The organism is Marinobacter salicampi, assembly GCF_011074795.1.
In the GTDB taxonomy this organism is placed as follows: domain Bacteria; phylum Pseudomonadota; class Gammaproteobacteria; order Pseudomonadales; family Oleiphilaceae; genus Marinobacter; species Marinobacter salicampi.
Genome location: NZ_JAAMPF010000002.1, coordinates 217,149 through 238,740 on the forward strand (window position 1 = coordinate 217,149; position 21,592 = coordinate 238,740).

Genomic DNA, 21,592 nt, shown 5'->3' on the forward strand with positions numbered 1-21,592 from the left:
ATTGATCAGCGTAGTTTGAGTGACGCCAGCCCAACCAGGACCAGCACGACAGTAATCACCCAGAATCGAACGATGACCCGGGGTTCGGGCCAGCCTTTCAGCTCAAAATGGTGATGCAATGGCGCCATACGGAAAATGCGCCGCCCGGTGAGCCGGAACGAAGCCACTTGCAGGATTACAGACACAGTCTCCATCACGAAAATACCGCCCATGATGAAGAGCACGATTTCCTGACGAACGATGACTGCCACGACGCCAAGGGCCGCTCCCAGGGCAAGCGCTCCGACGTCCCCCATGAATACCTGGGCAGGGTAGGTGTTAAACCATAGAAAACCGAGGCCTGCTCCGACCAGGGCGCCACAAAACACGATTAGCTCACCGGTTCCCGGCAGGTTTGGTATCAATAGGTAGCTTGCAAACTGGGCATGACCGGAAAGATAGGCAAATAAGCCCAAGGCTCCAGCGACCATCACCGTCGGCATAATGGCAAGTCCGTCAAGACCGTCTGTCAGGTTCACCGCGTTGCTGCTACCGACAATGACGAAATAACTCAGGACGATGAACATGACCGGCCCGAGGGTCAGGGAAATTTCCTTGAAAAAAGGCACAAGCAGTGCCGTTTCCTGAGGCAGACTGGAGGTATAGAAGAGCGCAAAAGCAGCCGTGGCACCAACCACGGATTGCCAGAAGTATTTCCAGCGTGCAGGCAGCCCACGGGGGTTTCTCTCGACCACTTTCCGGTAATCATCAATCCAGCCAATGGCACCAAAACCGAGCGTGACCAACAGCGTGATCCATATGTAACGATTGGTCAGGTCTGCCCACAGCAATGTACTTACAGCAATGGCCACCAGAATCAGCGCGCCTCCCATGGTGGGAGTCCCCGCCTTGCTCAGATGCGTTTGTGGGCCGTCGTTTCTTACCGACTGACCGATCTGGTACTGGCTGAGCTTGCGAATCATCACCGGGCCGATAAACAGCGAGATCAGAAGCGCAGTCAGGATGCCGAATATCCCCCGCAGCGTGAGGTACTGGAACACTGTCAGCGCGGTAAAATATTCTGATAAAACGCCGGTCAACCAGAGGAGCATTAGTTTTTCACCCTGTCTTTTATCCCATCCACCACGCGATCCATGGCAGAACTGCGAGAACCCTTGACCAGCACTGTCATCGGTGGATCAAGCTGCTTTATTATCAGGTCCACGGCTTCCCCGTGGTCTGCGCACACACTGGTTCTGTCACCGAACCCTTTCTTGTACCCCTCACAACCCGGCCCTACGGTCACGAGCTGCTCTATTCCCAGATCTCTAGCCCAACTACCGACTTCCTGATGCATGCGCTCGGACTCGGCCCCCAGTTCTGCCATGGCACCCAGTACTGCGATGCGCTTACCAGCGCGGGTGGAAAGTACCTCAAGAGCTGCCTTCATGGCTGAGGGGTTGGCGTTATAGCTGTCGTCTACCAGCTCGATCCCCGGCCCCAGGGTTACCGGCTGCAGGCGCCCCTTGACCGGCTCCACCTCGGTCAGTCCTGGTATCAGGCTGCTATCAGGAACCCCCAGTTCTCTTAGGGCAGCGATAGTCAGCAACGCGTTGGTCATGTTGTGGTCGCCGATCAGTCTCAACTTGATATCGCAACGCCAGCCATCAGGCCCGGTAACCACAAACTCTTGCCCGCCGGTGGCCACCCGCTGCTGACCGGCATGATAGTCAGCCTGGGTCTGACGGTTACGGCTTATCGCCACCACCCGCCGCTGACCGGCTCGCCGGCGCCATATTTCAAAGGCAGGGTCATCGGCATTCAGAACCACGGAGCCACGCTCCGATACCCCATCGATTATTTCGCCCTTGGCCTGAACGATGTTCTCGTAACTACCAAAGCCCTCGAGATGGGCTTCTCCGGCGTTGGTGAGCACCGCCACATCCGGCCGGGTGATAGATACCGTATGAGCGATTTCCCCCAGCCCGCTGGCACCCAGCTCAATCACCGCGTAACGGTGCTCCGGCAAAAGCCGAAAGAGGGTCAGCGGTGCGCCGATATGGTTATTGAGGTTGCCCTCGGTAGCCAGGGTCCGGCCCTGATGAGAGAGCACCTGTGCCAGCATTTCCTTAACCGTGGTCTTGCCACTGCTGCCTGTCACGGCGACCACCTTCGCTGAACTCTGCTGACGGTTTGCCAGGGCAAGCCTTGCCAGGGCCCGGGTTGTGTCAGCAACCTGAATCTGCGGTAGGGCTACATCAGCTTGCGGATGGTCCACGACCGCTCCTGCGGCGCCTGCCTTGGTCGCTGCCGCAACGAACTGATGACCGTCGAAGTTCTCGCCCCGCAGCGCTACAAACAGGTCTCCGGGCTGCAAGGACCGGGTATCGGTTGAAATGCCGGTAAAAATTACATCTCTGGCCGCGGGCTTGGCATCGAGCCACTGAGCAGCCTCTTTCAACGAGTAGGGACGAATCATGCCACACCTCCTGTCAGAGCAAGGGCAGACCTGACTTGTTCTGCGTCACTGAACAGAATCCGCTGGCCGGACATTTCCTGCCAGGATTCATGGCCCTTGCCAGCCACCAGAACCACGTCACCTGGCTCAGCCTGGCTGACAGCGGTCCGAATGGCATCGGCACGGTCATGGATGACCTGAACTCGTTCCGGCCGGGAAAAACCTGCGATTATATCGCTGACAATAGCTTCGGGGCGCTCGCTGCGCGGGTTGTCATCAGTAATAAAAATTCGGTCAGCAGCTGCTTCAGCCTCCCGGGCCATGTCGGGGCGCTTGCCCGAGTCCCGGTCTCCGCCACAGCCGAAAACACAGATCAAAGAGCCATGGACATGCTGTCGCAAAGCTGCCAGGGCATTTTTCAGGGCGTCCGGAGTGTGGGCGTAATCGACAACGACCTGAACACCGCCAGAACCCATGTAGGACTCGAGGCGCCCGGGCGGTGGCGATAGACGCCTGGTAGCCTGAATCACTCTCTCAACAGGTACGCCGAGACTCAACACGGCGCCGGTTGCCGCAAGCAGGTTGCTGATATTGAAGGTCCCCAACAGGGGCGCTGAAACCGTGAACTTCCCCCAGAGGCCATCTAAGGACGCCGTGAAACCATCAACTTCAACCTCCAGGCTGGTCAGCCAAAGCTCCGTCTGAGCCTCATGCAAACTATAGCGGATCCGGTCGCAACGGCCTTCCAACTGTTCGTATAGCTGCTGACCAAAGGGATCGTCGAAGTTGAGGACAGCGAAATGAAGCTCTTCCCGTGCAAAAAGCCGGGCCTTGGCGCTGCCATAAGCCTCCATCGAACCGTGGTAATCCAGATGATCACGGGTAAGGTTCGTGAATATGGCCCCGGCAATCCTGACGCCGTCGATGCGGCCCTGTTCCAGGGCATGTGACGACACTTCCATGACCGCGGTACGTCCGCCCTGGCTGTGTATGTGAGCCAGGTTGCGATTTACGCTTACAACATCGGGCGTGGTGTGGCTGGCCGGACTCAATCGACCGAGCATGCCGTAACCGAGGGTTCCCATAAGGCCACAGGGGTAGCCGGTGTCACTCAGAAGCTGGGCGACGTAATGACTTACCGACGTTTTGCCGTTAGTCCCGGTCACACCCAGTACCCGGAGGCGTTGAGACGGGTGCTCATAAAAACGGTCGGCAATCAGCCCCAGCCGTTCCTTGAGGCACACAACCGGCACCACAAGAGCGCCCAGCCGCTCCTCGCACTCACCGGAGGCGTCGGCCTCAAGCAGTATCACTGTGGCGCCGGATCTGATGGCAGCCTCAACATAGTGATCAGCGGGTGTATTTGCTCCGGATATGGCGACAAAGGCATCGCCTGACCTGACTTCGCGACTGTCTGTGGTCAAACCATGGATTGTGACGTCAAAAACGGACGGTACCGACGCGATCCCCTGCAATAATGTACTAAGTGAAGTGATGCTCATGATTTTATCCCCGCTCCCCAACCGGCCGCTGACTGGACGCCGTGCGCTGATCCCCGAGATCCAGTTCTGGCTTCACATTGAGCAGGCGCAGCGCATCACCCATCACTCTGGAGAACACGGGCGCTGCAACCTCACCGCCGTAATACTCCCCACCCTGTGGTGCGTCAACGGCTACAACCGTTACGATCCGGGGATTTTCTGCCGGAGCCATGCCGGCGAATATCGCCTTGTACTTACTTTTTTCATAACCGCCCCTACCCACCAGGTGGACAGTCCCGGTTTTGCCGCCTGCTGTGTAGAAGCCGAGACGGGCACGCTTGCCTGTGCCTTCTTCCACGGCCACCTGGAGCATCTTGCGAACCTCGGACGTCACGCCCTCAGACAACACCCGCTCTCCTACTGGCGGCTTATCGAGCTTCAGCAGGCTCAGCGGATATCGAATACCACCGTTTGCCAGCACCATATAGGCTTGGGCCAATTGCAGGGCATTCACACTCATGCCGTAACCGTAAGACAGGGTGACTTCCTCTACCGGCCGCCACCTGGGAGGACTCGGCAGAACACCTACCGCCTCGCCGGGAAAGCCAACACCGGTGGCCTGGCCCAGTCCCAGACGATAGTAGAGGTTCCGGATTGCATCGCCGCCCAGCTTGGTTGCGATATGACTGATGCCCACGTTGCTGGATTTAGCCACTATGCCGGTAAGATCCAGAACGTTGTAATTAACAGAATCACGGATAGTAAAACGCCCGAAGCGCCGGTAGCCCGGCGAGGTATCAATTTTGGTGTCCGGTTTGTAAAGACCGCTTTCCAGCGCAGCCGCGATGGTAACGGGCTTCATGGTAGAGCCGGGTTCAAACAGGTCGGTAATGGCCTTGTTGCGCAGCCCCTGAGCACTGATCCGGTTGCGATCGTTGGGGTTATAGGACTCCTGGTTCACCATTGCCAGCACTTCTCCGGTGTCCACGTCCAGCATGACCAGTGTTCCGCCCCGGGCGTCGTGTGCCTGGACCACAGCTTTTAACTCACGATAAGCAAGGTACTGCAACCGAAGATCAATACTCAGAGTCATGTTGCGACCAGGATCGGCATCCCGGATCAGTGACAGATCCTTGATCACCCGTCCCCGGTTATCTTTCAGAACCCGCTTACTGCCAAGAGTTCCGCTCAGCCAGTCATTGAACGAGAGCTCGATGCCTTCCTGGCCCCGCTCATCAATATCAGTGAAACCCACCACATGAGCCGTTACCTCGCCCGCGGGGTAGTAGCGACGGTACTCACGACGGTTATAGAGGCCAGGGATTTCCAGTGCCATTGCCGCCTTCGCTGTGGACGGCTGCACTTTGCGCTGGAGGTACATGAACTCACGGCTCTGGTAAGTGCGCAGACGTTCTCTCAGACCACCTTCGCTCAAGCCCAACAGACGCACCAGGTTGGCAAGCCTGGGATCATCGACCGTCATCTCCTGAGGATTTACCCACAAGGTATTGACGGGCGTGCTGACCGCCAACGGCTCACCGTAACGATCGGAGATCATTCCCCTATGGGCATCAATAGGCTCGACACGAATGGTCCGCACATCCCCCTGCTGCCGCAAAAATGCCTGATCCACCACGTGCAGATCAATCAGCCGCCAGCCCAATGCCAGCACTACCGCGAAGAAGACACCCAGCACAGATGCAAATCGCCAGGCGCTGAGCCCGGCAATCAGATACTGTGAAACGGTTTTTGTCTTTCCTTGCTCTGGCACGTCGCCACCTTATTAGCCGGGCTGGGGGAACCCCGATTCATTGTTTATTTTATGAGTGCGACTGACTCACTGACACCCGGCACAAGAACAATAGAGTCCCTGCCAGGCACAACCATCGTATGCTGTTCGGCTATGCGTCTTTCTATGTGGCTGTGAGCGCTCAGTGCGCTCTGCTCCAGCAGCAACTGGCTCCACTGCCTCTGCAGCGCGTCCCGCTCGGCATGGAGCTCCGACAAGGTGTTGAAAAGCTGACGGTTTTGATGAGCACTGACGATAACGCCAATAGCTGACGCGATAAGCACAACCACCAGACCCACTGTTACGGCCACTTCTTTGCGATAAAGACCGGTGAAGATCCTGCGCGATAGCCTTATAGCGCTGGATACGCCCTGGCGCATTTTCTGCCTGTTCAGAACTGCCTCTTTAGCTGGCCGTTCAATGGTTACTGCGCTCATGACGAGCCTCCTGCCTGAACTGTCTCCGGGCGTCTTTCCAAAACCCGCATAACGGCACTTCTGGCGCGCACGTTGTCACTGACTTCATCGGACGTCGCTTTTAACGCCTTGCTTACAAGCCGAAATGGCGTTTCGGTCTCACTGGCGGTTACCGGCAACCCCCTAGGCAGCTGCGGCCCCCGGACCAGGTCCCGCATAAACCTTTTGACGATCCGGTCTTCCAGCGAATGAAAGCTGATAACGACCAGCCGGCCCCCCGGTGCGAGACGAGCGACAGACCCTTTCAGTCCGACCTCCAGGTCATCCAGCTCCCGGTTGATAAAGATTCGGATGGCCTGGAATGCACGCGTCGCCGGATGCTTGTGCTTCTCTTTCTTAGGCACAGCAGCAGCTACCAGCTCCGCCAGCTGGCGCGTGGTCGTAATCGGTGCCTCCAGCCTTTGCTGTACCACTGAACGAGCGATACGGCGGGAGAAACGCTCCTCGCCGTATCGCCAGATGACATCTGCAATGTCCGCTTCATCCGCACTGTTCAGCCATTGCGCTGCACTGGGTGACTGATGCGGATTCATGCGCATATCCAACGGGCCGTCACGCATGAAGCTGAAACCCCGGTTGGCGTCGTCGAGCTGGGGCGACGAAACGCCCAGGTCAAGCAACACACCGTCAAGTTGCTGCCAGCCTTTGGCGTCGGCCTCTGCCTCGACGTCTGCGAACGAACCGTGTCTCATATCGAAGCGGTCGTCGGACTGGGCGAGGCGGCTCCCTGTCTCTACAGCAATTGGGTCCTTGTCTATACCCAACAGACGACCCTCGGAGCCGAGCTTCGAGAGAATAAGTCGACTGTGCCCCCCGCGTCCGAAGGTGCCGTCAACATAGCGGCCATCGAGAGGCCCCACCAGAAAGTCCACAGCCGATTCCAGCAGCACCGACCTGTGCCCAGCACCCGCACCATTGTCAGGTTTTGGCTCACTCATAAAGACAGCGCCTCCATTTCTGGTGGCAGCTCATCATCATCAGCAGGTTCATCCAGCCAAGAGAACCAGCGCTCTTCGCTCCATAGCTCGAGTTTTTTACCCTGTCCTATCAGCATCAGCTTCTTTTCCAAAAGGGCATAGCTGCGAAGCGTCGGCGGAACCAGAATACGACCGGCGCTATCCAGTTCCAGCGGCGTGGCATGGCCCAACACAAGACGCTGAAGCCGGCGTGCTTTCTTGTGCATGTTGGGCAGGCCCTCGATCTGCGCCCTGACAGCCTCCCATTGAGGCTCGGGGTACATCAGCAGACAGCGCTCTTCATCAGCATTTGCCGTTAACACAATGCGGCCGCCACAGACTTGCGCAAGGTCTTCACGCACCCGTGCGGGGATCGCCAGGCGACCCTTTGCATCCATGTTAATGGCATGACTGCCAAGAAAATTGCTCATCCGCGCTGACTCTGAGGTGCGTGATCGGGTGCGGTGGGTACCAGGTGGGCTCAGGTAAGTGGTCTATTTTCCCACCAATCCCCGCTTAAAAACCACCAAAAACCACTAGAAACCACTTTTTACCACTTCTGCACACTATAGAAACACGTCGAGGACAATGCAAGCGACGCAACAGGCGTCGCACATGAGAAAGTTTCTTCTAAGACAAGGGGTTACAGACCAAGATCTAGCTCAAACCGGACATTACGGATAAGAAAAACCTATAAATCAACGACATGCAATTTATATTGAACTTGGCAAGTGAGGTTTAAGATTATTTGGCTATAACGGACGGGGAATGCGCACGAACGCTGTCACATGTTGCAGCCTCGCACGATCGCGAGGGTGAGCGGGAATTTGGCGAGCTCGCCGATAAGCCGGGTTCTGTCGTGGACAGTCATTCGTCTAGGGCCTGCGTCACCACAGGCCTCAAGCGACCTACCCGAGTCCAGCGCGGGCCACGCCATCGGACTCCTATTTGGTCTTGCTCCAGGTGGGGTTTTCCATCGCCGTGAACTGTTGCCAGTCACGCGGTGCGCTCTTACCGCACCATTTCACCCTTACCGGCGCCCGAAGGCGCTTAGGCGGTATACTTTCTGCTGCACTTTCCGTCGGCTCACGCCGCCCAGGCGTTACCTGGCACCTTGCCCTGCGGAGCCCGGACTTTCCTCCCCCAGCGGACTGGCGGCGACTGTCTGGCGAGCTCAGGCGAGACCATACCGGCGGCTCCGGTCCGGCGCAAGTAAATTCGTACCGCCCAGATAACGAGCCTCAGGCACAACCCATACCCGTTACTCATTCTTTATCGTCAGCGCACGTTGATAGAGGTCGTTTTTCGCCAGTCCGGTCAATTCAGACCCTAGCTGGGCCACTTTCTTGACCGGCAGCTCGGCCAGCAAAAGCCGCAAAAACTTATCAACATCCAGCCCTGCATGCGCTTCTGCAGACGCCTCGGCGCCTTCCACCATGACCACAAACTCCCCTTTCGTGGCGTACGGATCAGCAGCTAGCTGATCACAGATGTCGGCAGCCGAGCCCGAGTAAAAGGTTTCAAAAGCCTTGGTTAACTCCCTCGCCAGAACCACTTGGCGCCCAGCCCCCATTACCTCTGAAATAGCCGAAGCTGTTTCCAGGATACGATGGGGTGACTCATAGAAAATCAGGGTAGCCGTTTCACCAGCCAGATCTTCTAACGCAGCCTTGCGAGCACCCCGTTTGGCTGGCAAAAAGCCTTCGAAAAGAAACCGGTCTGTCGCCAGACCAGCAGCGCTGAGCGCGGCGACGAGAGCACAGGGCCCGGGCACTGGCACCACGCGCACACCGCTTTGCCGGGCCTGCCGCACCAGCACATAGCCAGGGTCGGAAATCAGTGGTGTTCCGGCATCTGAAACGAGGGCAATGCTGGCGCCGGAAACCAACTTGTCGACCACAGCGCCGGCCTTATCGCGCTCATTATGATCATGAATCGCCATCATGGTCTTCTTGAGGCCCAGGTGCTGGAGGAGCCTCCCGGTATGACGGGTATCTTCAGCGGCAATCACATCCGCCTGGCTGATCACCGAGATCGCCCGGGGCGAAAGGTCGTCAAGATTGCCGATGGGAGTAGCAACGATGTAAAGCACGCCTTCTTTTTTAGGGCCTGTTTGAGCGGAGTCGGGGTTCACTCGATACCTTCTTTTATCACTCTGAATGCAAGCAACATCATGAGAAATGGAGCGCGAACTGGTAAACTTTGAGTTCGAGCATGATGCCGGCCTTCCACCGGTGCCACAAGCGTAACTCCCGGGAGCTGTGTAAACCAGACATGACAGACCAACTTCGGACTCTCCGTTACCCCGCCACCCTGGTGCTGGCCCTGCTACTCCTGCTGGCCGGCTGCACTCCGGTTTCCTTCAACCCGGAGGCAGATCAAAGCCCAGATCAACTGCTGGACAGCGCTCGGGATATGAATGACCGCGCTGAAGCCCAGCGTCTCCTCCTGCAAGCTGCGGATCGCTTCCAGGGCGAAGGGCAGCACCGGGACGCACGTAAACTGTTACAGAGCGACATTTTCGACCCCACCACTGAAACGAGCAAGTCGCAGCACCTGTTGCTCTCCATGGCGAGCGCTGTTGCCCTGGAAGACCGAACCTGGGCAACGAGCCTTGCTGAATCCCTGGACCTCGACCAATTCCAACGTTATCGGGATGGACTTCAGGAGCAAGCGGCGCAACTGCAGACAGAGACCTTCAAGCTGGCCCAGAAACCTTTGCAGGCCGCCCTTACACTGATAAGCGCGGGGCCTTTGCTCGCCATGGACGATGCCGAGCGAAACGATGAAATCTGGCAACTGCTCAAAAAAACGCCTGCCGATCTCGTAGCCGATCGGAGCGAGAGCGCCATCGGCTTTGATACCCAGGGTTGGCTCGAGCTCGCCCTGATTCTTCGGGAATCGGGTATGACTCTGGAATCTCAGGGCCGGGCAGTTCGGGACTGGCAGAACAATTGGGCCGGGCACCCCGCAGCTGAACAACTGCCCAGTGAGCTTGCGCTAATCATGAACCTGTCCCAGGAACGGCCAGAACTTATCGCCCTGGCACTTCCTCTTAGCGGCCCTTTGGCCAGCGCAGGCACCGCGATCAGAGAGGGCTTCATGGCCGCTTTTTATGGCGACGAAGCCCGACGTGACTATGACATTATTATCACTGTAACCGACACTCATGAAAAGAACTTTACCGAGGTCTACGATCAACTCCGTCGCGAAAATCCGGACCTTATCGTTGGCCCACTTGAGAAGGAGGCCCTGGCCTCAGTTATGGAGCGCGACTCCATGCCAGTCCCTTTAATGGCCTTGAATTATTACGACCAGCAGAGCGAGGCACCGGATCGACTGTACCAGTTCGGGCTGTCTGCCGAGGACGAAGCGCGACAAATTGCCAAGCGACTGGAAGAGGAAGATCTGGATCAGGTACTGGTCCTGATTCCTGACGGAGACTGGGGTGATCGGGTCGAAGCTGCGTTACTGGCAAGCCTGGAAGAGACCGGAGGTACTGCGCTCAGCATCGAGCGTTTCTTCCGCACCGATAACCTGCGTGAGGTAACCGCGGACCTACTGGGCATAAACACCAGTCGTCAGCGCGCAATCGCGGTGGAACAGACTGTAGGCCAGAACATCGAATTCGAACCCCGGCGACGTCAAGATGTGGATGCCATTGTGATGATTGCGCCGCCGACACTGGCCAGGCAGTTCAAGCCACTGTTCGCGTTCTATTTCGCGAGCAACATACCGGTCTATTCCTCATCGCTCGTTTATGAAGGCAAGCCCGATCCTTCCCGTGACCGCGATCTGGACCAGGTGCGCTTTACCGATCTGCCCTGGGTACTGGATTCAGACCAACGCTTTCGGCAGACCGCAGGGGAAGCTTTTCCGAATATGGGCGGGCAATTGGGCCGTCTGTTTGCAATGGGAGCAGATGCCTATCACTTGAGCGCCCGCTTGCCGGTCCTCAAGCAAGTGGAAGGTAGCGCACTAGAAGGCCAGACTGGGCGTCTAACCATGTCGAAGGATGGGCGAATCAGGCGCGAGCAGATGTGGGCCATTTTCCAGAAAGGAGAGCCGCAGACTTTACTGCCTACTGACCAGTCGGACGAACAACAGCCCGAGGCGCAGGAAAAAGAGGACAGCATTCCGGAGACCGGAACTCTCTAGTTTCGGCACAACCTCCATAGATTAATATGAGTCAAAGTATGAATGCCAAGGAAGGCAGCAAGGTATCAGGCACCCATGCTGAAGGTGTAGCCGCGCGCTACCTTATAAGTAAAGGCGTCAAGATCATTGAGAGAAACGTTTATAGCCGGGGCGGTGAGATTGACCTGATTGGTATCCACGACGAGGTATTGGTGTTCTTTGAAGTGCGTTACCGTGGCCGCTCTAGTTTCAGTACCGGCGCTGAGTCGATCGGATACCATAAGCAACGGAGGATTATCAAGGCGGCATCATACTATTTGCACAGCCACAGCCTCTGGGATTATCCGAGTCGGATTGATGTCGTTGCGTTGGCTCCAGGCATTACCAAACAATATCGCATTCAGTGGATTCAAGATGCAATTCAGGCGTAGCCATGAGTGACAGTGAAAACATAATAAGTCAGTGGTTTGCAGCCCACATGGAACACACAGCAGAGGTCGCCAGTTCAACCACTGCCGACATCAGCCGTGCGGCAGAGGCCATCGTGCAAGCGCTGCTGCTCGATAGCAAAGTTATCGCCTGCGCGAACGGCAATGCCAATGTGCTGGCGCAGTACTTCTGCACAGCGTTACTGAACCGGTACGAACACGACAGACCTGCGCTTCCGGCTATCAACCTTGGTGCTGACGGCACCACCTACTCCGCAATCTGCCGTGATAACCGCTTCAATGACACGTTCTCCCGCCAGGTCCGCGCTATAGGGAAAGCCAATGATATCCTGCTTGTCGTGGTGGACGATGGCCATAAGGCCAATCTCATACAGGCCATACAGGCAGCACATGACCGCGAAATGAAGGTGGTGGTTCTGAGCGCCAAGGAGAAAACCGACATCACCTCGCTGCTTCATGGGGACGACCATGAGGTCGCCCTGCCCAACCTTGAACCAAGCCAGGCGGGCCCCTTGATGCTGGTGATCATCAATGCTTTATGCGGATTGATCGACAGGAAACTGTTTGGAGGATAAGAGCGACCCGTGGAGTCGCTCAAATTCAGCCATGTAGAAAGTCTTATCCAAAAGGTGAGATTATTTGACCACTTTCAAGCTGGGCTTGCCCGAGGGGCGTTGCCCTGCCTTGCCCGCCGAAGGCTCGGCTTCGGGTGCCTGGCCGTCCGGATCCGGTGATCCGGGCTCACTACCAAACACCATCCCTTCCCCATTCTCACGAGCATAGATGGCCATTACGGCCTGAAGGGGAACAAAGACCTGCATGGGCACTCCCCCAAAGCGAGCGCTAAATTCGAGCGCCCCGTTGCCAACCACCAGGTTTTTTACTGCGCCAGGGCTGATATTGAGCACAATCTGCCCGTTGGCGACATGCTCTGTCGGGACCTGCACCCCCTGAACACCCGCATCCACGACGATGTAAGGGGTGCAATCATTATCCAGGATCCACTCATTGAAGGCTCGCACCAGGTACGGCCTGCTGGATGCCATCTTCACAGTCTTCTCAGACACTCAATCCCCCATGCCCAAGCTTGCGCCAGGCCAAATCAGTTACGAATATCTTCCTCAAGATCGGAAAGACTGGCCTTGAAGCCATCGCGAGCGAAGATTTTTTCCATATACTTCTGTAACGGTTTTGCCTGTTTTTCAGTAAATTCGATACCCATCGCAGGCAGTCGCCAAAGAATCGGCGCAATACAGCAGTCAACAATGGTGAATTCTTCTGACAGGAAAAAAGGCATTTCACCGAACAGTGGCGCAGTCGCCAATAGACTCTCACGTAATTCCTTGCGTGCTGTTTCAGAAGCCTTATGGTTTGGCTGAGCCAGGATCTGATCCACGAAGCCACACCAGTCTTTCTGGATCCGGTGGATCATAAGACGACTGTTGGCCCTGGCTACGGGGTAGACCGGCAGCAGAGGCGGATGAGGAAAGCGCTCATCCAGATACTCCATCATGATATTGGGCTCGTAGAGCACCAGGTCACGATCAACCAGAGTCGGGAGTGCATTGTAGGGATTAAGGTCGGCCAGCTCTCCTGGCGGGTTGTCGGGATCCACATCTACGATATCGACGGTAACGCCCTTCTCAGCGAGCACGATGCGGACACGGTGGCTGTAATGGCTGGCCGGATCCGAGAAAAACGTCATTGATGACCGCTTGGTCACAACGCCCATAAAACTACCCCACGATTAGACACGTCAAAATTAGACTTCATAACGCAAAAAGCCAGCGGGCCTGATGAAAGGCCCGCTGGACATTCCTGAGTCGCCTATTATACCCGATTCTTCAGTGTACGTCCTTCCAGTACTCCCGGTTGAGGAGCCAGGCAAAGACAAAGAAGATCGCAATGAAGATCAGCACAAACATGCCCAGGCGTTCCCGCTCTAGCTTGACCGGGTCTCCCATGTAGGAGAGAAAGTTGGTCAGGTCATACATAGCAACGTTAAACTCGCCGGGAGACATGGATCCTTCGCTGGCCCAGTCCGAGCAAATATCGCCGTTCTTGATGTTACCGCTCATAGGGTCAACACTGGACTTGCCGCCTATCTTCGGCTCTACCGCACATAACCCCTGCATTTCGACTAACACATGGGGCATGCCGACATTGTCAAAGACTACGTTGTTAACGCCCAAGGGACGAGTGTCATCCTGGTAAAAGCCTCGCAGGTAGGAATAGATCCAGTCTTCACCGCGCAAACGAGACTCCAGGGTCAGGTCCGGTGGCGCATTACCAAACCAGTTCGCGGCCATATCCTGATCCATGCCAATTTCAATTAGTTCTCCGATTTTGGCGCCGGTAAAGATAAGGTTCTCTTCGAACAACTCCGCTGGGATCTCCAGGTCGTCCGCAATACGTTGGTAGCGGGCATACTCTAGCGAGTGACACCCGAGACAGTAGTTCATAAACATGGCCGCACCGCGTTGCAGGGAGGCCTTGTTCGAATGGTCAGGCTCCATGCTATCGAGCTCGACACCCTCTGCAGCTGCCAGAACAAAACCGGGCAACATGACAATCACTAGAACCAGAACAAACTTCTTAATCATCCTGTGACCCTCTCTGGCACTGGCTTGGTTTTCTCCATCCGCGTATAGAACGGCATCAGAATGAAGTAGAGGAAGTACAGCGTCGTGAGCACTTGGGCAAGAATAGTGCGCCCCTCTGTAGCTGGTACGATGCCCAGATAACCCAGCACAACGAAGCTCACTACAAATATTGCCAGAGCGATCTTGCTCAGAATGCCCTTGTAGCGGATAGAACGGACCGGGCTCCGATCAAGCCAGGGCAGCACAAACAGGATCGCAATGGCACCGCCCATGACCACAACACCCCAGAACTTCGCCTCAAGCCCAAACAGATCCACTGTCACAGCGCGCAACATGGCGTAGAAGGGCGTGAAATACCACACCGGCGCAATGTGGTCCGGAGTTTTCAAGGCATTGGCTGGTTCGAAGTTTGGTTTCTCAAGGAAGAGACCACCCATTTCAGGGAAGAAGAACACAACGATACAGAAAACGAACAGGAAAACCGCAACCCCTACCAGGTCGTGCACTGAGTAATATGGGTGGAAGGGGATGCCATCACGGGGGACACCGTTCTCGTCCTTGTTCTTTTTGATGTCGATGCCATCCGGATTGTTGGAACCCACTTCGTGAAGCGCAAGAATGTGCAGCACAACGAGCCCCAGGAGGACAATCGGTAGAGCCACCACGTGCAGTGCAAAGAACCGGTTCAGGGTGATACCTGAAATCAGGTAGTCGCCACGAATCCAGAGGGACAGGTCTTCGCCAATAACGGGAATTGCACCGAACAGGTTTACAATAACCTGGGCACCCCAGTAAGACATCTGGCCCCAGGGCAACAGGTAGCCCATGAAGGCTTCTGCCATAAGCACCAGGTAGATCAGCATACCGAACAGCCATATCAGCTCACGTGGCTTCTGATACGAACCATACATCAGCCCCCGGAACATATGGAGGTAGACGACGACGAAAAATGCAGAGGCACCGGTCGAATGCAGATAACGTAGCAGCCATCCCCACTCGACATCGCGCATGATGTATTCAACAGAGGAAAACGCCCCTTCTGCTGACGGGTTGTAACTCATGGTCAGCCAGATCCCGGTGACGAGCTGATTCACTAATACCAGCAGGGCCAGAGATCCGAAAAAATACCAGACGTTGAAATTTTTGGGCGCGTAGTACTTACCCAGATGCTTATTGTACGCATCCACAATGGGAAGGCGTTGATCGATCCAACTGACGAGTTTTTGCATTATACGTTCTCCGGATCCAGCCCAACGGTGAGCGTGTCATCGCTATCGTATCGGTAAGGGGGCACCTCAAGATTAGACGGCGCAGGCTGATTGGAGTAGACCCGACCGGCCATGTCATAACGGGAACCGTGACAGGCGCAGTAGAAACCACCCAGCCATTCTTCGCCGAGATCCGAGGGGGCAACCTCAGGCCGATAGTTCGGAGAGCAGCCCAGGTGAGTGCAGATCCCGACTAAAACAGCATACTCATCCTTGATGGAGCGATAGATGCCCTCGATGTACGCCGGCTGTTGGGCCGTATCTTCTGATTGCGGGTCTCTTACCCGATCATTGAGCTTCTCGATGCCCTCCAGCATCTCCTCCGTTCGCCGCACAACCCATACAGGCTTGCCACGCCACTCCACCGTAATCTGCTGGCCCGGCTCAATCTTGCTGATATTGACGGTAACCGGTGCACCTGCCGCCTTGGCCTTGGCGCTGGGATTCCAGGACGCCACGAAAGGAACAGCCGCACCGACGACGCCGACTCCACCCACGACCGATGTTGCGCCGATCAGAAACCGGCGTCGGCTCTGGCTCACGTCGCCATTATTCATTATGGTTCTCTCCCATCAGGCAATGCACGCTAGGCCACCGGCCAGTCAAGCATTGAAAAGGACATCACGACCCGAAAAGTTAAACGGACCAAATGGTAATGAAATTACCCCTTCCTTACAAGTAAGAAAGGGCCGGGAACTGCCTCGAAAACAGGCGACAGGAGCCAGGCCTCGTTCCCGCGGAACATAAAAAAACCCGGCATGGAGCCGGGCTTTCGAGTCTGGACCAGACACCAATTAACGCTTGGAGTACTGGGGACGCTTACGCGCCTTGCGCAGACCAACTTTCTTACGCTCAACCTCACGGGCATCACGGGTAACATAACCCGCCTTCCTCAGAGCTGGACGCAATGTTTCGTCGTAATCCATCAATGCTCGTGTCAGACCATGGCGAATGGCCCCGGCCTGGCCACTGATACCGCCACCTTGGACAGTGACATTGATATCAAAGCGATCACCGGATTCGGCAACAACCAGAGGCTGACGCACGATCATGCGAAGGGTTTCACGACCGAAGAATTCTTCGATAGTGCGACCGTTGATAGAGATGTTGCCGCTACCAGGCTTGATAAAGACCCGAGCCGTGGATGTCTTGCGGCGACCCGTACCGTAATTTTGTGCTACAGACATATCCGCCTTCCGTTAAATATCAAGTTCTTTGGGCTGCTGGGCTGCGTGAGGGTGCTCAGCGCCGGCGTAGATTTTCAGCTTCTTGAACATGGCACGACCCAGCGGGCCTTTCGGAAGCATGCCTTTCACCGAATGCTCGATGACCTGTTCCGGTGCCTTGTCGACCAGCTTCTCGAAGTTGATGGACTTGATACCACCTGGAAAGCCGGTATGACTGTAGTACATCTTCGAAGATGATTTTTTGCCTGTTACCCGAACCTGACCGGCATTGATAACAACAATGTAATCGCCAGTGTCGACGTGAGGGGTAAACTCAGGCTTATGCTTGCCCCGCAGACGAAGGGCGATTTCGGTTGACAGACGACCCAGCGTCTTGCCGGCTGCGTCTACAACGTACCAGTCACGTTTTACGGTTTCTGGTTTCGCACTCAGAGTCTTCATTGATTCCGCCTTGAACGCTATAAAAGAAACGTTAAAAACCGCCACTGACAGGCGCTTTACGCTCAGTGGAAGTTTTTGACCTATGTTTGTCGGCAGTGACAACAATCGGGGCTGATGTTGATGTCATTGCCTTGAAAAGCCAGGGCGCGAAGTATATCCGAACTGGTAGCCCAATGCCAACCCCTCTGTGCAGGTCTTTCAAGGCTTATCCACACTCTCTCGCCAGCGATAAAGGCGGTACACGTTGTCTCTCAGGGCATGCCGAATAACGTCCTCGGACTCTGGCCGCAGCTTGACGAGAGCGGACAGGATCTCGGGCAGGCGGGTGGGAGAGTTGCGGCCTTTTTCAACTCCGGCCGGCGGCATATCGGGCGCGTCGGTCTCAAGTATGAGAGAGGACAGGGGCGCCGACGCGATTGCTTCGGTCGTTTTCCTGGCACGGTCATAGGTAATGATCCCACTGACGCCCAAAAATATTCCGAACTCCGTCAGCTTTCGTGCCTGCTGCTCACTCCCGGCAAAGGCATGTACGAGAGCCGGTCCCTGAAAACGCTTTTTTTTCAGCGTATCGAATACCTCGTCGTTGGTCCGCACCGAATGAATAACGAGAGGGAGGTCCAGGTCCCGGGCAAGCTCAACCTGGGCCTCAAACCACCATTGTTGCTTGTCGAGGCTGCCCCTCAGGCGATCAAGCCCACACTCACCTAAACCTACACAGTTGCGCGGTGCGGCCCGCAGCTCCTGGGCCAGATAGTCAAGCGCTGGCCTTTCGTGCTCATCAATGAACCACGGATGTATTCCCAAGCAGTAGTAGAGTCCTTCATGGGAAGCCGCTGTACTGGCCACCTGCCCCCAATCAGCTTGGCGAACCCCCGGAATCACCATGCGGTCCACGCCGGCCTTGGCCAGCGCTGCCATTATAGAGTCGCGCTCATTATCAAAAGCGGGGAAATCAAAATGGCAGTGGGCGTCAACCAGGTTCATCAACTCATCTCCCGTCAATGTTCTCGGGTTTTGTGGAACTCTATGTCCGGGTAGCGCTCCTGGGCCAGCTGCAGATTGACCATGGTTGGTGCGATATACGCCAGTCTGTCGCCTCCATCGAGAGCAATGTAATCGCTGGCCTTGCGTTGAAACTCATCCAGCTTGCGCTCATCCGGACTGGTGATCCAACGGGCAGTTGCAACGTTGATAGGCTCGTACACAGCCTCCACTTTATATTCGCTCTTCAGTCGACTGACCACCACATCAAACTGCAGCACCCCCACCGCACCAACGATCAAGTCGTTATTTTTCAACGGACGGAAAACCTGAACAGCACCCTCCTCCGACAGCTGCACCAGACCTTTCTGCAGCTGCTTGGCCTTCAATGGATCCTTGAGCCGTATCCTGCGGAACAGCTCCGGTGCGAAATTCGGAATCCCCGTGAATTTCATATCTTCGCCGGATGTAAAAGTGTCGCCCAGTTGAATTGTGCCGTGATTGTGAAGACCGATGATATCCCCGGGGAAAGCCTCTTCCGCATGCTCCCGATCACCCGCCATGAAGGTCAGGGCATCGGTGAATCGCACCTCTTTGCCGATCCTCACATGGCGAGCCTTCATTCCTTGGGCATAGCGGCCCGAAACAATCCTCATGAAAGCGACGCGGTCGCGATGCTGAGGGTCCATGTTGGCCTGGATCTTGAAAACAAAGCCGGAAAAGACATCATCAGTGGGTTTCACGACCCGGGTATCGGTAGCGCGGGGCTGCGGCTCTGGTGCCCACTCGACGAGACCATCAAGCATATGGTCAACCCCGAAATTACCCAAGGCTGTGCCGAAAAACACCGGAGTAAGCTCACCGGCCAAGAATTTTGCCTGATCAAAATCGTGAGAGGCGCCTTTAACCAACTCGATTTCATCACGAAGCTCGGATGCGTAGGGACCAAGAACCGCCTCAAGCTCGGGATTATCAAGGCCTTTGAAAATACGCTCTTCCTGAATCATATGGCCCTGGCCGGACTTGTAGAGAATAATCTCGTCCCGCAACAGGTGGTAGACGCCTTTGAAGTTCTTGCCCATGCCTATAGGCCAGGTCACCGGAGAACAAGCGATTTTCAGAACGTCTTCAACTTCATCCATGAGCTCAACTGGATCCCGGGTCTCGCGGTCAAGTTTGTTCATGAATGTTAGGATGGGTGTATCCCGAAGACGGGTCACCTCCATCAACTTGATTGTACGCTCCTCAACACCCTTGGCACTGTCGATCACCATAAGGCATGAGTCCACTGCAGTCAGCGTGCGGTACGTATCCTCCGAAAAGTCTTCGTGACCGGGGGTATCCAGAAGGTTGATCAGGCGACCGCCATAGGGAAACTGCATGACCGAGGTGGTCACCGAAATTCCCCTTTCCTTTTCCATCTCCATCCAGTCGGATTTGGCATGCTGACCGGACTTTTTGCCTTTAACAGTGCCGGCCCGCTGAATGGCATGCCCGAAAAGCAGCACCTTTTCAGTAATGGTAGTTTTACCGGCGTCTGGGTGAGAGATAATGGCAAACGTGCGACGCTGGCCGACTTCCTTGGAAAGGGTAGACATAGTTATTAAATGGCCTGGACGGAAAATTTGAAAACGGCAGGTATTATAGGTTCTGTTGCGCTCAGACGCGAGCTATGGCGGCGGCAGTACTATCGACATCACACAGGCATCTTCACGCTCAACAGCGGCCGGATAATACCCTCGCCGTCGCCCAATCGGGGTAAACCCCATAGCCTCGTAGAGCTTGAGCGCCGGCTCATTACCTGCACGGACTTCCAGCAGGAGCCGAACCATACCGTCGGCAGCGGCTTGCGACATCGAGTGCCTGAGCAGAAGCTTGGCAGCCCCAAGACGACGTTCATCAGGCGCCACACATATATTTAAAAGATGGGCCTCATCCACCATATAAGTGACTACGGCGTAACCGGCCATTTCCTCGCCTCGAAACAGGGCCCATAGCCGATAAGTCGACTGGAAACAGTCGTTAAAGACAGCTTCACTCCAAGGATGAGAATAGGAATGTCGCTCTATCTCAAGCACCTTGGGCAGATCATCGCGCCCCATAGCCCGGAGGTGCGTGCCGGGAGCCCGGGAGTCAGTCCGCTTTACCACGAAACCCTCTGAGTTCGGCCCATAAATCCCGTTTCCGACCAGGATCCGTAGCGATGCCGGCCAGGCTGTACTGAAAATCAACGGCAAGTGGTCCCAGAGCATCTCGCAGCCAGCTTTCTCTGTCTGGTAGCTCGGCGTCCTGGCACAGTCCCAGTGCAAGCGTTTTCCGGCTCCCTGCTTCTTCCGGCAATGGTTCTCCCCGTAGTTCCTGAAGCAGCTCTCGGAAGCCTTTCTCATCATTCCCGGCAACCTCGGGGTTATTAAACACGGGCCAGCGCAGGGTGAATGTTGAGACCGCGGGCGAACCCATGGCGTGAAGAATCGCTCTAGCGAGATTATCCTGTAACTGCAAGCTAGCATCCGGAGATAGGGCGCTGACAAGACGCCATCGATCACTGAGCCACACGCCCCAAAACGCCCTTATAATCCCCGTACGGGCAGCACGCTCGTCTGTCGGCAGAGACTCAGTCTGTAACTGAACCGTCGGTTCAGGCACCACCATGGCCGCATGGCTTGGTCGCTCAACGTGGCTATGAGCCCCCGTAGTGGGTGCAGCCTGCTCAGACCCCGCTTCTTCGTTATTTTCTTTTTCCAGTAGCCCCCGCAGGCCCGCCAACCTCGCGGTCTGTTGAGAACCGTGGGTGCTATCAGCCCGCCGGCGGGCTTGCTGAACCGGGAGCGGTGGCGCCTCAAGCGCTTCTTTAAGAGGCTCGGACACGCCGAAGTCAAAATTCCGGCTGGGCGCCGCTCCTGGCTGTGGCGCGCGGGCATACCAAAGCCGGACACCTACCATACTAAGGTAATACTGTCGTTCGGCTTCAGTTTGCATAAATGCGCGACCTGTAGAATGAAAAAACGCTGGATATCGGCAATTAACTGGACATCTGCGCCTTGCGGATGCAGGCGTTCTCCGCCTGCGCTCATGCCTGACGGTGACCTCTCCCTGGGCATCTATTCCGCTGGTGATGGCCTTGACCGAATAGAGCTGAAGATTACACTAGTAATCCCTCAGTATTTCAACGGTTTAGCGTCGCATCAACCGCCCGCCTTGTATCGAATACTGCCAGATGGTCTTAGGCGATATATGTCTTCAGTAAGCTCAGAATAGATTATCTGGGGGAGTATAACATCGAACAGCGGCTGATCAGTAAAGCACTAAATGTGGGCCCTAATGGCCCAATAAAAAACCCCAGTACCGTTGGGTACTGGGGTTTGGGTATTAAGAGCCTGACGATGA

22 protein-coding genes and 1 other RNA gene are annotated in these 21,592 nt (G+C 55.9%); 3 read left to right on the plus strand and 20 right to left on the minus strand.

The window, feature by feature from the left end; all coding sequences use genetic code 11:
- Positions 1–5: 5 nt before the first annotated feature.
- The 9 genes from mraY to rsmI form a co-directional block, all read right to left on the minus strand.
- Positions 6–1,091, minus strand: a complete 1,086-nt coding sequence (gene mraY / locus G7W63_RS01320) for a phospho-N-acetylmuramoyl-pentapeptide-transferase (protein ID WP_166251944.1) — start codon at positions 1,089–1,091, stop codon at positions 6–8.
- Positions 1,091–2,458 carry a UDP-N-acetylmuramoyl-tripeptide--D-alanyl-D-alanine ligase gene (locus G7W63_RS01325; RefSeq protein ID WP_166251947.1) on the minus strand — a complete coding sequence of 456 codons (1,368 nt, stop codon included), beginning with the start codon at positions 2,456–2,458 and terminating at the stop codon, positions 1,091–1,093. The genes mraY and G7W63_RS01325 overlap by 1 nt, the downstream gene beginning before the upstream one ends.
- Positions 2,455–3,939 carry a UDP-N-acetylmuramoyl-L-alanyl-D-glutamate--2,6-diaminopimelate ligase gene (locus G7W63_RS01330; protein WP_166251950.1) on the minus strand — a complete coding sequence of 495 codons (1,485 nt, stop codon included), beginning with the start codon at positions 3,937–3,939 and terminating at the stop codon, positions 2,455–2,457. Before G7W63_RS01330 ends, G7W63_RS01325 begins: the two co-directional genes overlap by 4 nt.
- Positions 3,940–3,943: 4 nt before the next feature.
- Positions 3,944–5,689 carry a peptidoglycan D,D-transpeptidase FtsI family protein gene (locus G7W63_RS01335; protein WP_166251953.1) on the minus strand — a complete coding sequence of 582 codons (1,746 nt, stop codon included), beginning with the start codon at positions 5,687–5,689 and terminating at the stop codon, positions 3,944–3,946.
- A 44-nt stretch (positions 5,690–5,733) separates the two neighbouring features.
- On the minus strand, positions 5,734–6,144 hold the full coding sequence (gene ftsL / locus G7W63_RS01340; protein WP_166251956.1) for a cell division protein FtsL: 411 nt from the start codon (positions 6,142–6,144) through the stop codon (positions 5,734–5,736).
- Positions 6,141–7,121 (minus strand): 16S rRNA (cytosine(1402)-N(4))-methyltransferase RsmH, encoded by a 981-nt coding sequence (gene rsmH, locus G7W63_RS01345; protein ID WP_166251959.1) that lies wholly within the window; start codon positions 7,119–7,121, stop codon positions 6,141–6,143. The genes ftsL and rsmH overlap by 4 nt, the downstream gene beginning before the upstream one ends.
- Positions 7,118–7,570 carry a division/cell wall cluster transcriptional repressor MraZ gene (gene mraZ, locus G7W63_RS01350; RefSeq protein WP_166251962.1) on the minus strand — a complete coding sequence of 151 codons (453 nt, stop codon included), beginning with the start codon at positions 7,568–7,570 and terminating at the stop codon, positions 7,118–7,120. The genes rsmH and mraZ overlap by 4 nt, the downstream gene beginning before the upstream one ends.
- 396 nt (positions 7,571–7,966) lie before the next feature.
- An RNA gene (rnpB, locus tag G7W63_RS01355) (RNase P RNA component class A) lies at positions 7,967–8,316 on the minus strand.
- An 84-nt stretch (positions 8,317–8,400) separates the two neighbouring features.
- Positions 8,401–9,273: a 16S rRNA (cytidine(1402)-2'-O)-methyltransferase gene (gene rsmI / locus G7W63_RS01360; RefSeq protein WP_166251965.1), complete on the minus strand. Its 873-nt coding sequence runs from the start codon at positions 9,271–9,273 to the stop codon at positions 8,401–8,403.
- A 140-nt stretch (positions 9,274–9,413) separates the two neighbouring features.
- Between rsmI and G7W63_RS01365 the strand changes: the two genes are divergently transcribed.
- Genes G7W63_RS01365 through G7W63_RS01375 form a run of 3 tightly spaced genes read left to right on the plus strand, consistent with a single transcriptional unit; the run spans position 9,414 to position 12,300 of the window.
- Entirely contained in the window at positions 9,414–11,297 is a 1,884-nt protein-coding gene (locus tag G7W63_RS01365) for a penicillin-binding protein activator (protein WP_166251968.1), read from the plus strand.
- A gap of 38 nt (positions 11,298–11,335) precedes the next feature.
- Positions 11,336–11,707 (plus strand): YraN family protein, encoded by a 372-nt coding sequence (locus tag G7W63_RS01370; RefSeq protein ID WP_166251971.1) that lies wholly within the window; start codon positions 11,336–11,338, stop codon positions 11,705–11,707.
- A gap of 2 nt (positions 11,708–11,709) precedes the next feature.
- Positions 11,710–12,300, plus strand: a complete 591-nt coding sequence (locus tag G7W63_RS01375; RefSeq protein WP_166251974.1) for a D-sedoheptulose-7-phosphate isomerase — start codon at positions 11,710–11,712, stop codon at positions 12,298–12,300.
- A gap of 60 nt (positions 12,301–12,360) precedes the next feature.
- Here G7W63_RS01375 and G7W63_RS01380 read toward each other — a convergent pair whose 3' ends face one another.
- From G7W63_RS01380 to G7W63_RS01430, 11 genes are all read right to left on the minus strand, one after another.
- The gene (locus G7W63_RS01380; RefSeq protein ID WP_166251977.1) at positions 12,361–12,771 is read right to left on the minus strand and encodes a ClpXP protease specificity-enhancing factor; all 411 of its coding nucleotides are present in this window, start codon (positions 12,769–12,771) and stop codon (positions 12,361–12,363) included.
- A 56-nt stretch (positions 12,772–12,827) separates the two neighbouring features.
- Positions 12,828–13,457: a glutathione S-transferase N-terminal domain-containing protein gene (locus G7W63_RS01385; protein ID WP_166251980.1), complete on the minus strand. Its 630-nt coding sequence runs from the start codon at positions 13,455–13,457 to the stop codon at positions 12,828–12,830.
- A 112-nt stretch (positions 13,458–13,569) separates the two neighbouring features.
- A complete protein-coding gene (locus tag G7W63_RS01390; RefSeq protein ID WP_166252056.1) occupies positions 13,570–14,325 on the minus strand; it encodes a cytochrome c1 in 756 nt (251 codons plus the stop codon).
- Positions 14,325–15,557 (minus strand): cytochrome b, encoded by a 1,233-nt coding sequence (locus G7W63_RS01395; RefSeq protein ID WP_166251983.1) that lies wholly within the window; start codon positions 15,555–15,557, stop codon positions 14,325–14,327. Before G7W63_RS01395 ends, G7W63_RS01390 begins: the two co-directional genes overlap by 1 nt.
- Positions 15,557–16,153 carry a ubiquinol-cytochrome c reductase iron-sulfur subunit gene (gene petA, locus G7W63_RS01400; protein ID WP_166251986.1) on the minus strand — a complete coding sequence of 199 codons (597 nt, stop codon included), beginning with the start codon at positions 16,151–16,153 and terminating at the stop codon, positions 15,557–15,559. Before petA ends, G7W63_RS01395 begins: the two co-directional genes overlap by 1 nt.
- Positions 16,154–16,390: 237 nt before the next feature.
- Complete coding sequence (rpsI, locus tag G7W63_RS01405) at positions 16,391–16,783, minus strand: 30S ribosomal protein S9 (RefSeq protein WP_166251989.1); 393 nt, start codon at positions 16,781–16,783, stop codon at positions 16,391–16,393.
- 12 nt (positions 16,784–16,795) lie between these two features.
- Entirely contained in the window at positions 16,796–17,224 is a 429-nt protein-coding gene (gene rplM, locus G7W63_RS01410; RefSeq protein WP_166251992.1) for a 50S ribosomal protein L13, read from the minus strand.
- A gap of 198 nt (positions 17,225–17,422) precedes the next feature.
- On the minus strand, positions 17,423–18,208 hold the full coding sequence (locus tag G7W63_RS01415; RefSeq protein ID WP_166251995.1) for a TatD family hydrolase: 786 nt from the start codon (positions 18,206–18,208) through the stop codon (positions 17,423–17,425).
- 14 nt (positions 18,209–18,222) lie between these two features.
- Entirely contained in the window at positions 18,223–19,803 is a 1,581-nt protein-coding gene (gene prfC / locus G7W63_RS01420; protein ID WP_166251998.1) for a peptide chain release factor 3, read from the minus strand.
- Between the two features lie 72 nt (positions 19,804–19,875).
- The gene (gene rimI / locus G7W63_RS01425; protein ID WP_242634268.1) at positions 19,876–20,355 is read right to left on the minus strand and encodes a ribosomal protein S18-alanine N-acetyltransferase; all 480 of its coding nucleotides are present in this window, start codon (positions 20,353–20,355) and stop codon (positions 19,876–19,878) included.
- Complete coding sequence (locus tag G7W63_RS01430; RefSeq protein ID WP_166252001.1) at positions 20,339–21,184, minus strand: hypothetical protein; 846 nt, start codon at positions 21,182–21,184, stop codon at positions 20,339–20,341. The genes rimI and G7W63_RS01430 overlap by 17 nt, the downstream gene beginning before the upstream one ends.
- Positions 21,185–21,592 lie beyond the last annotated feature (408 nt).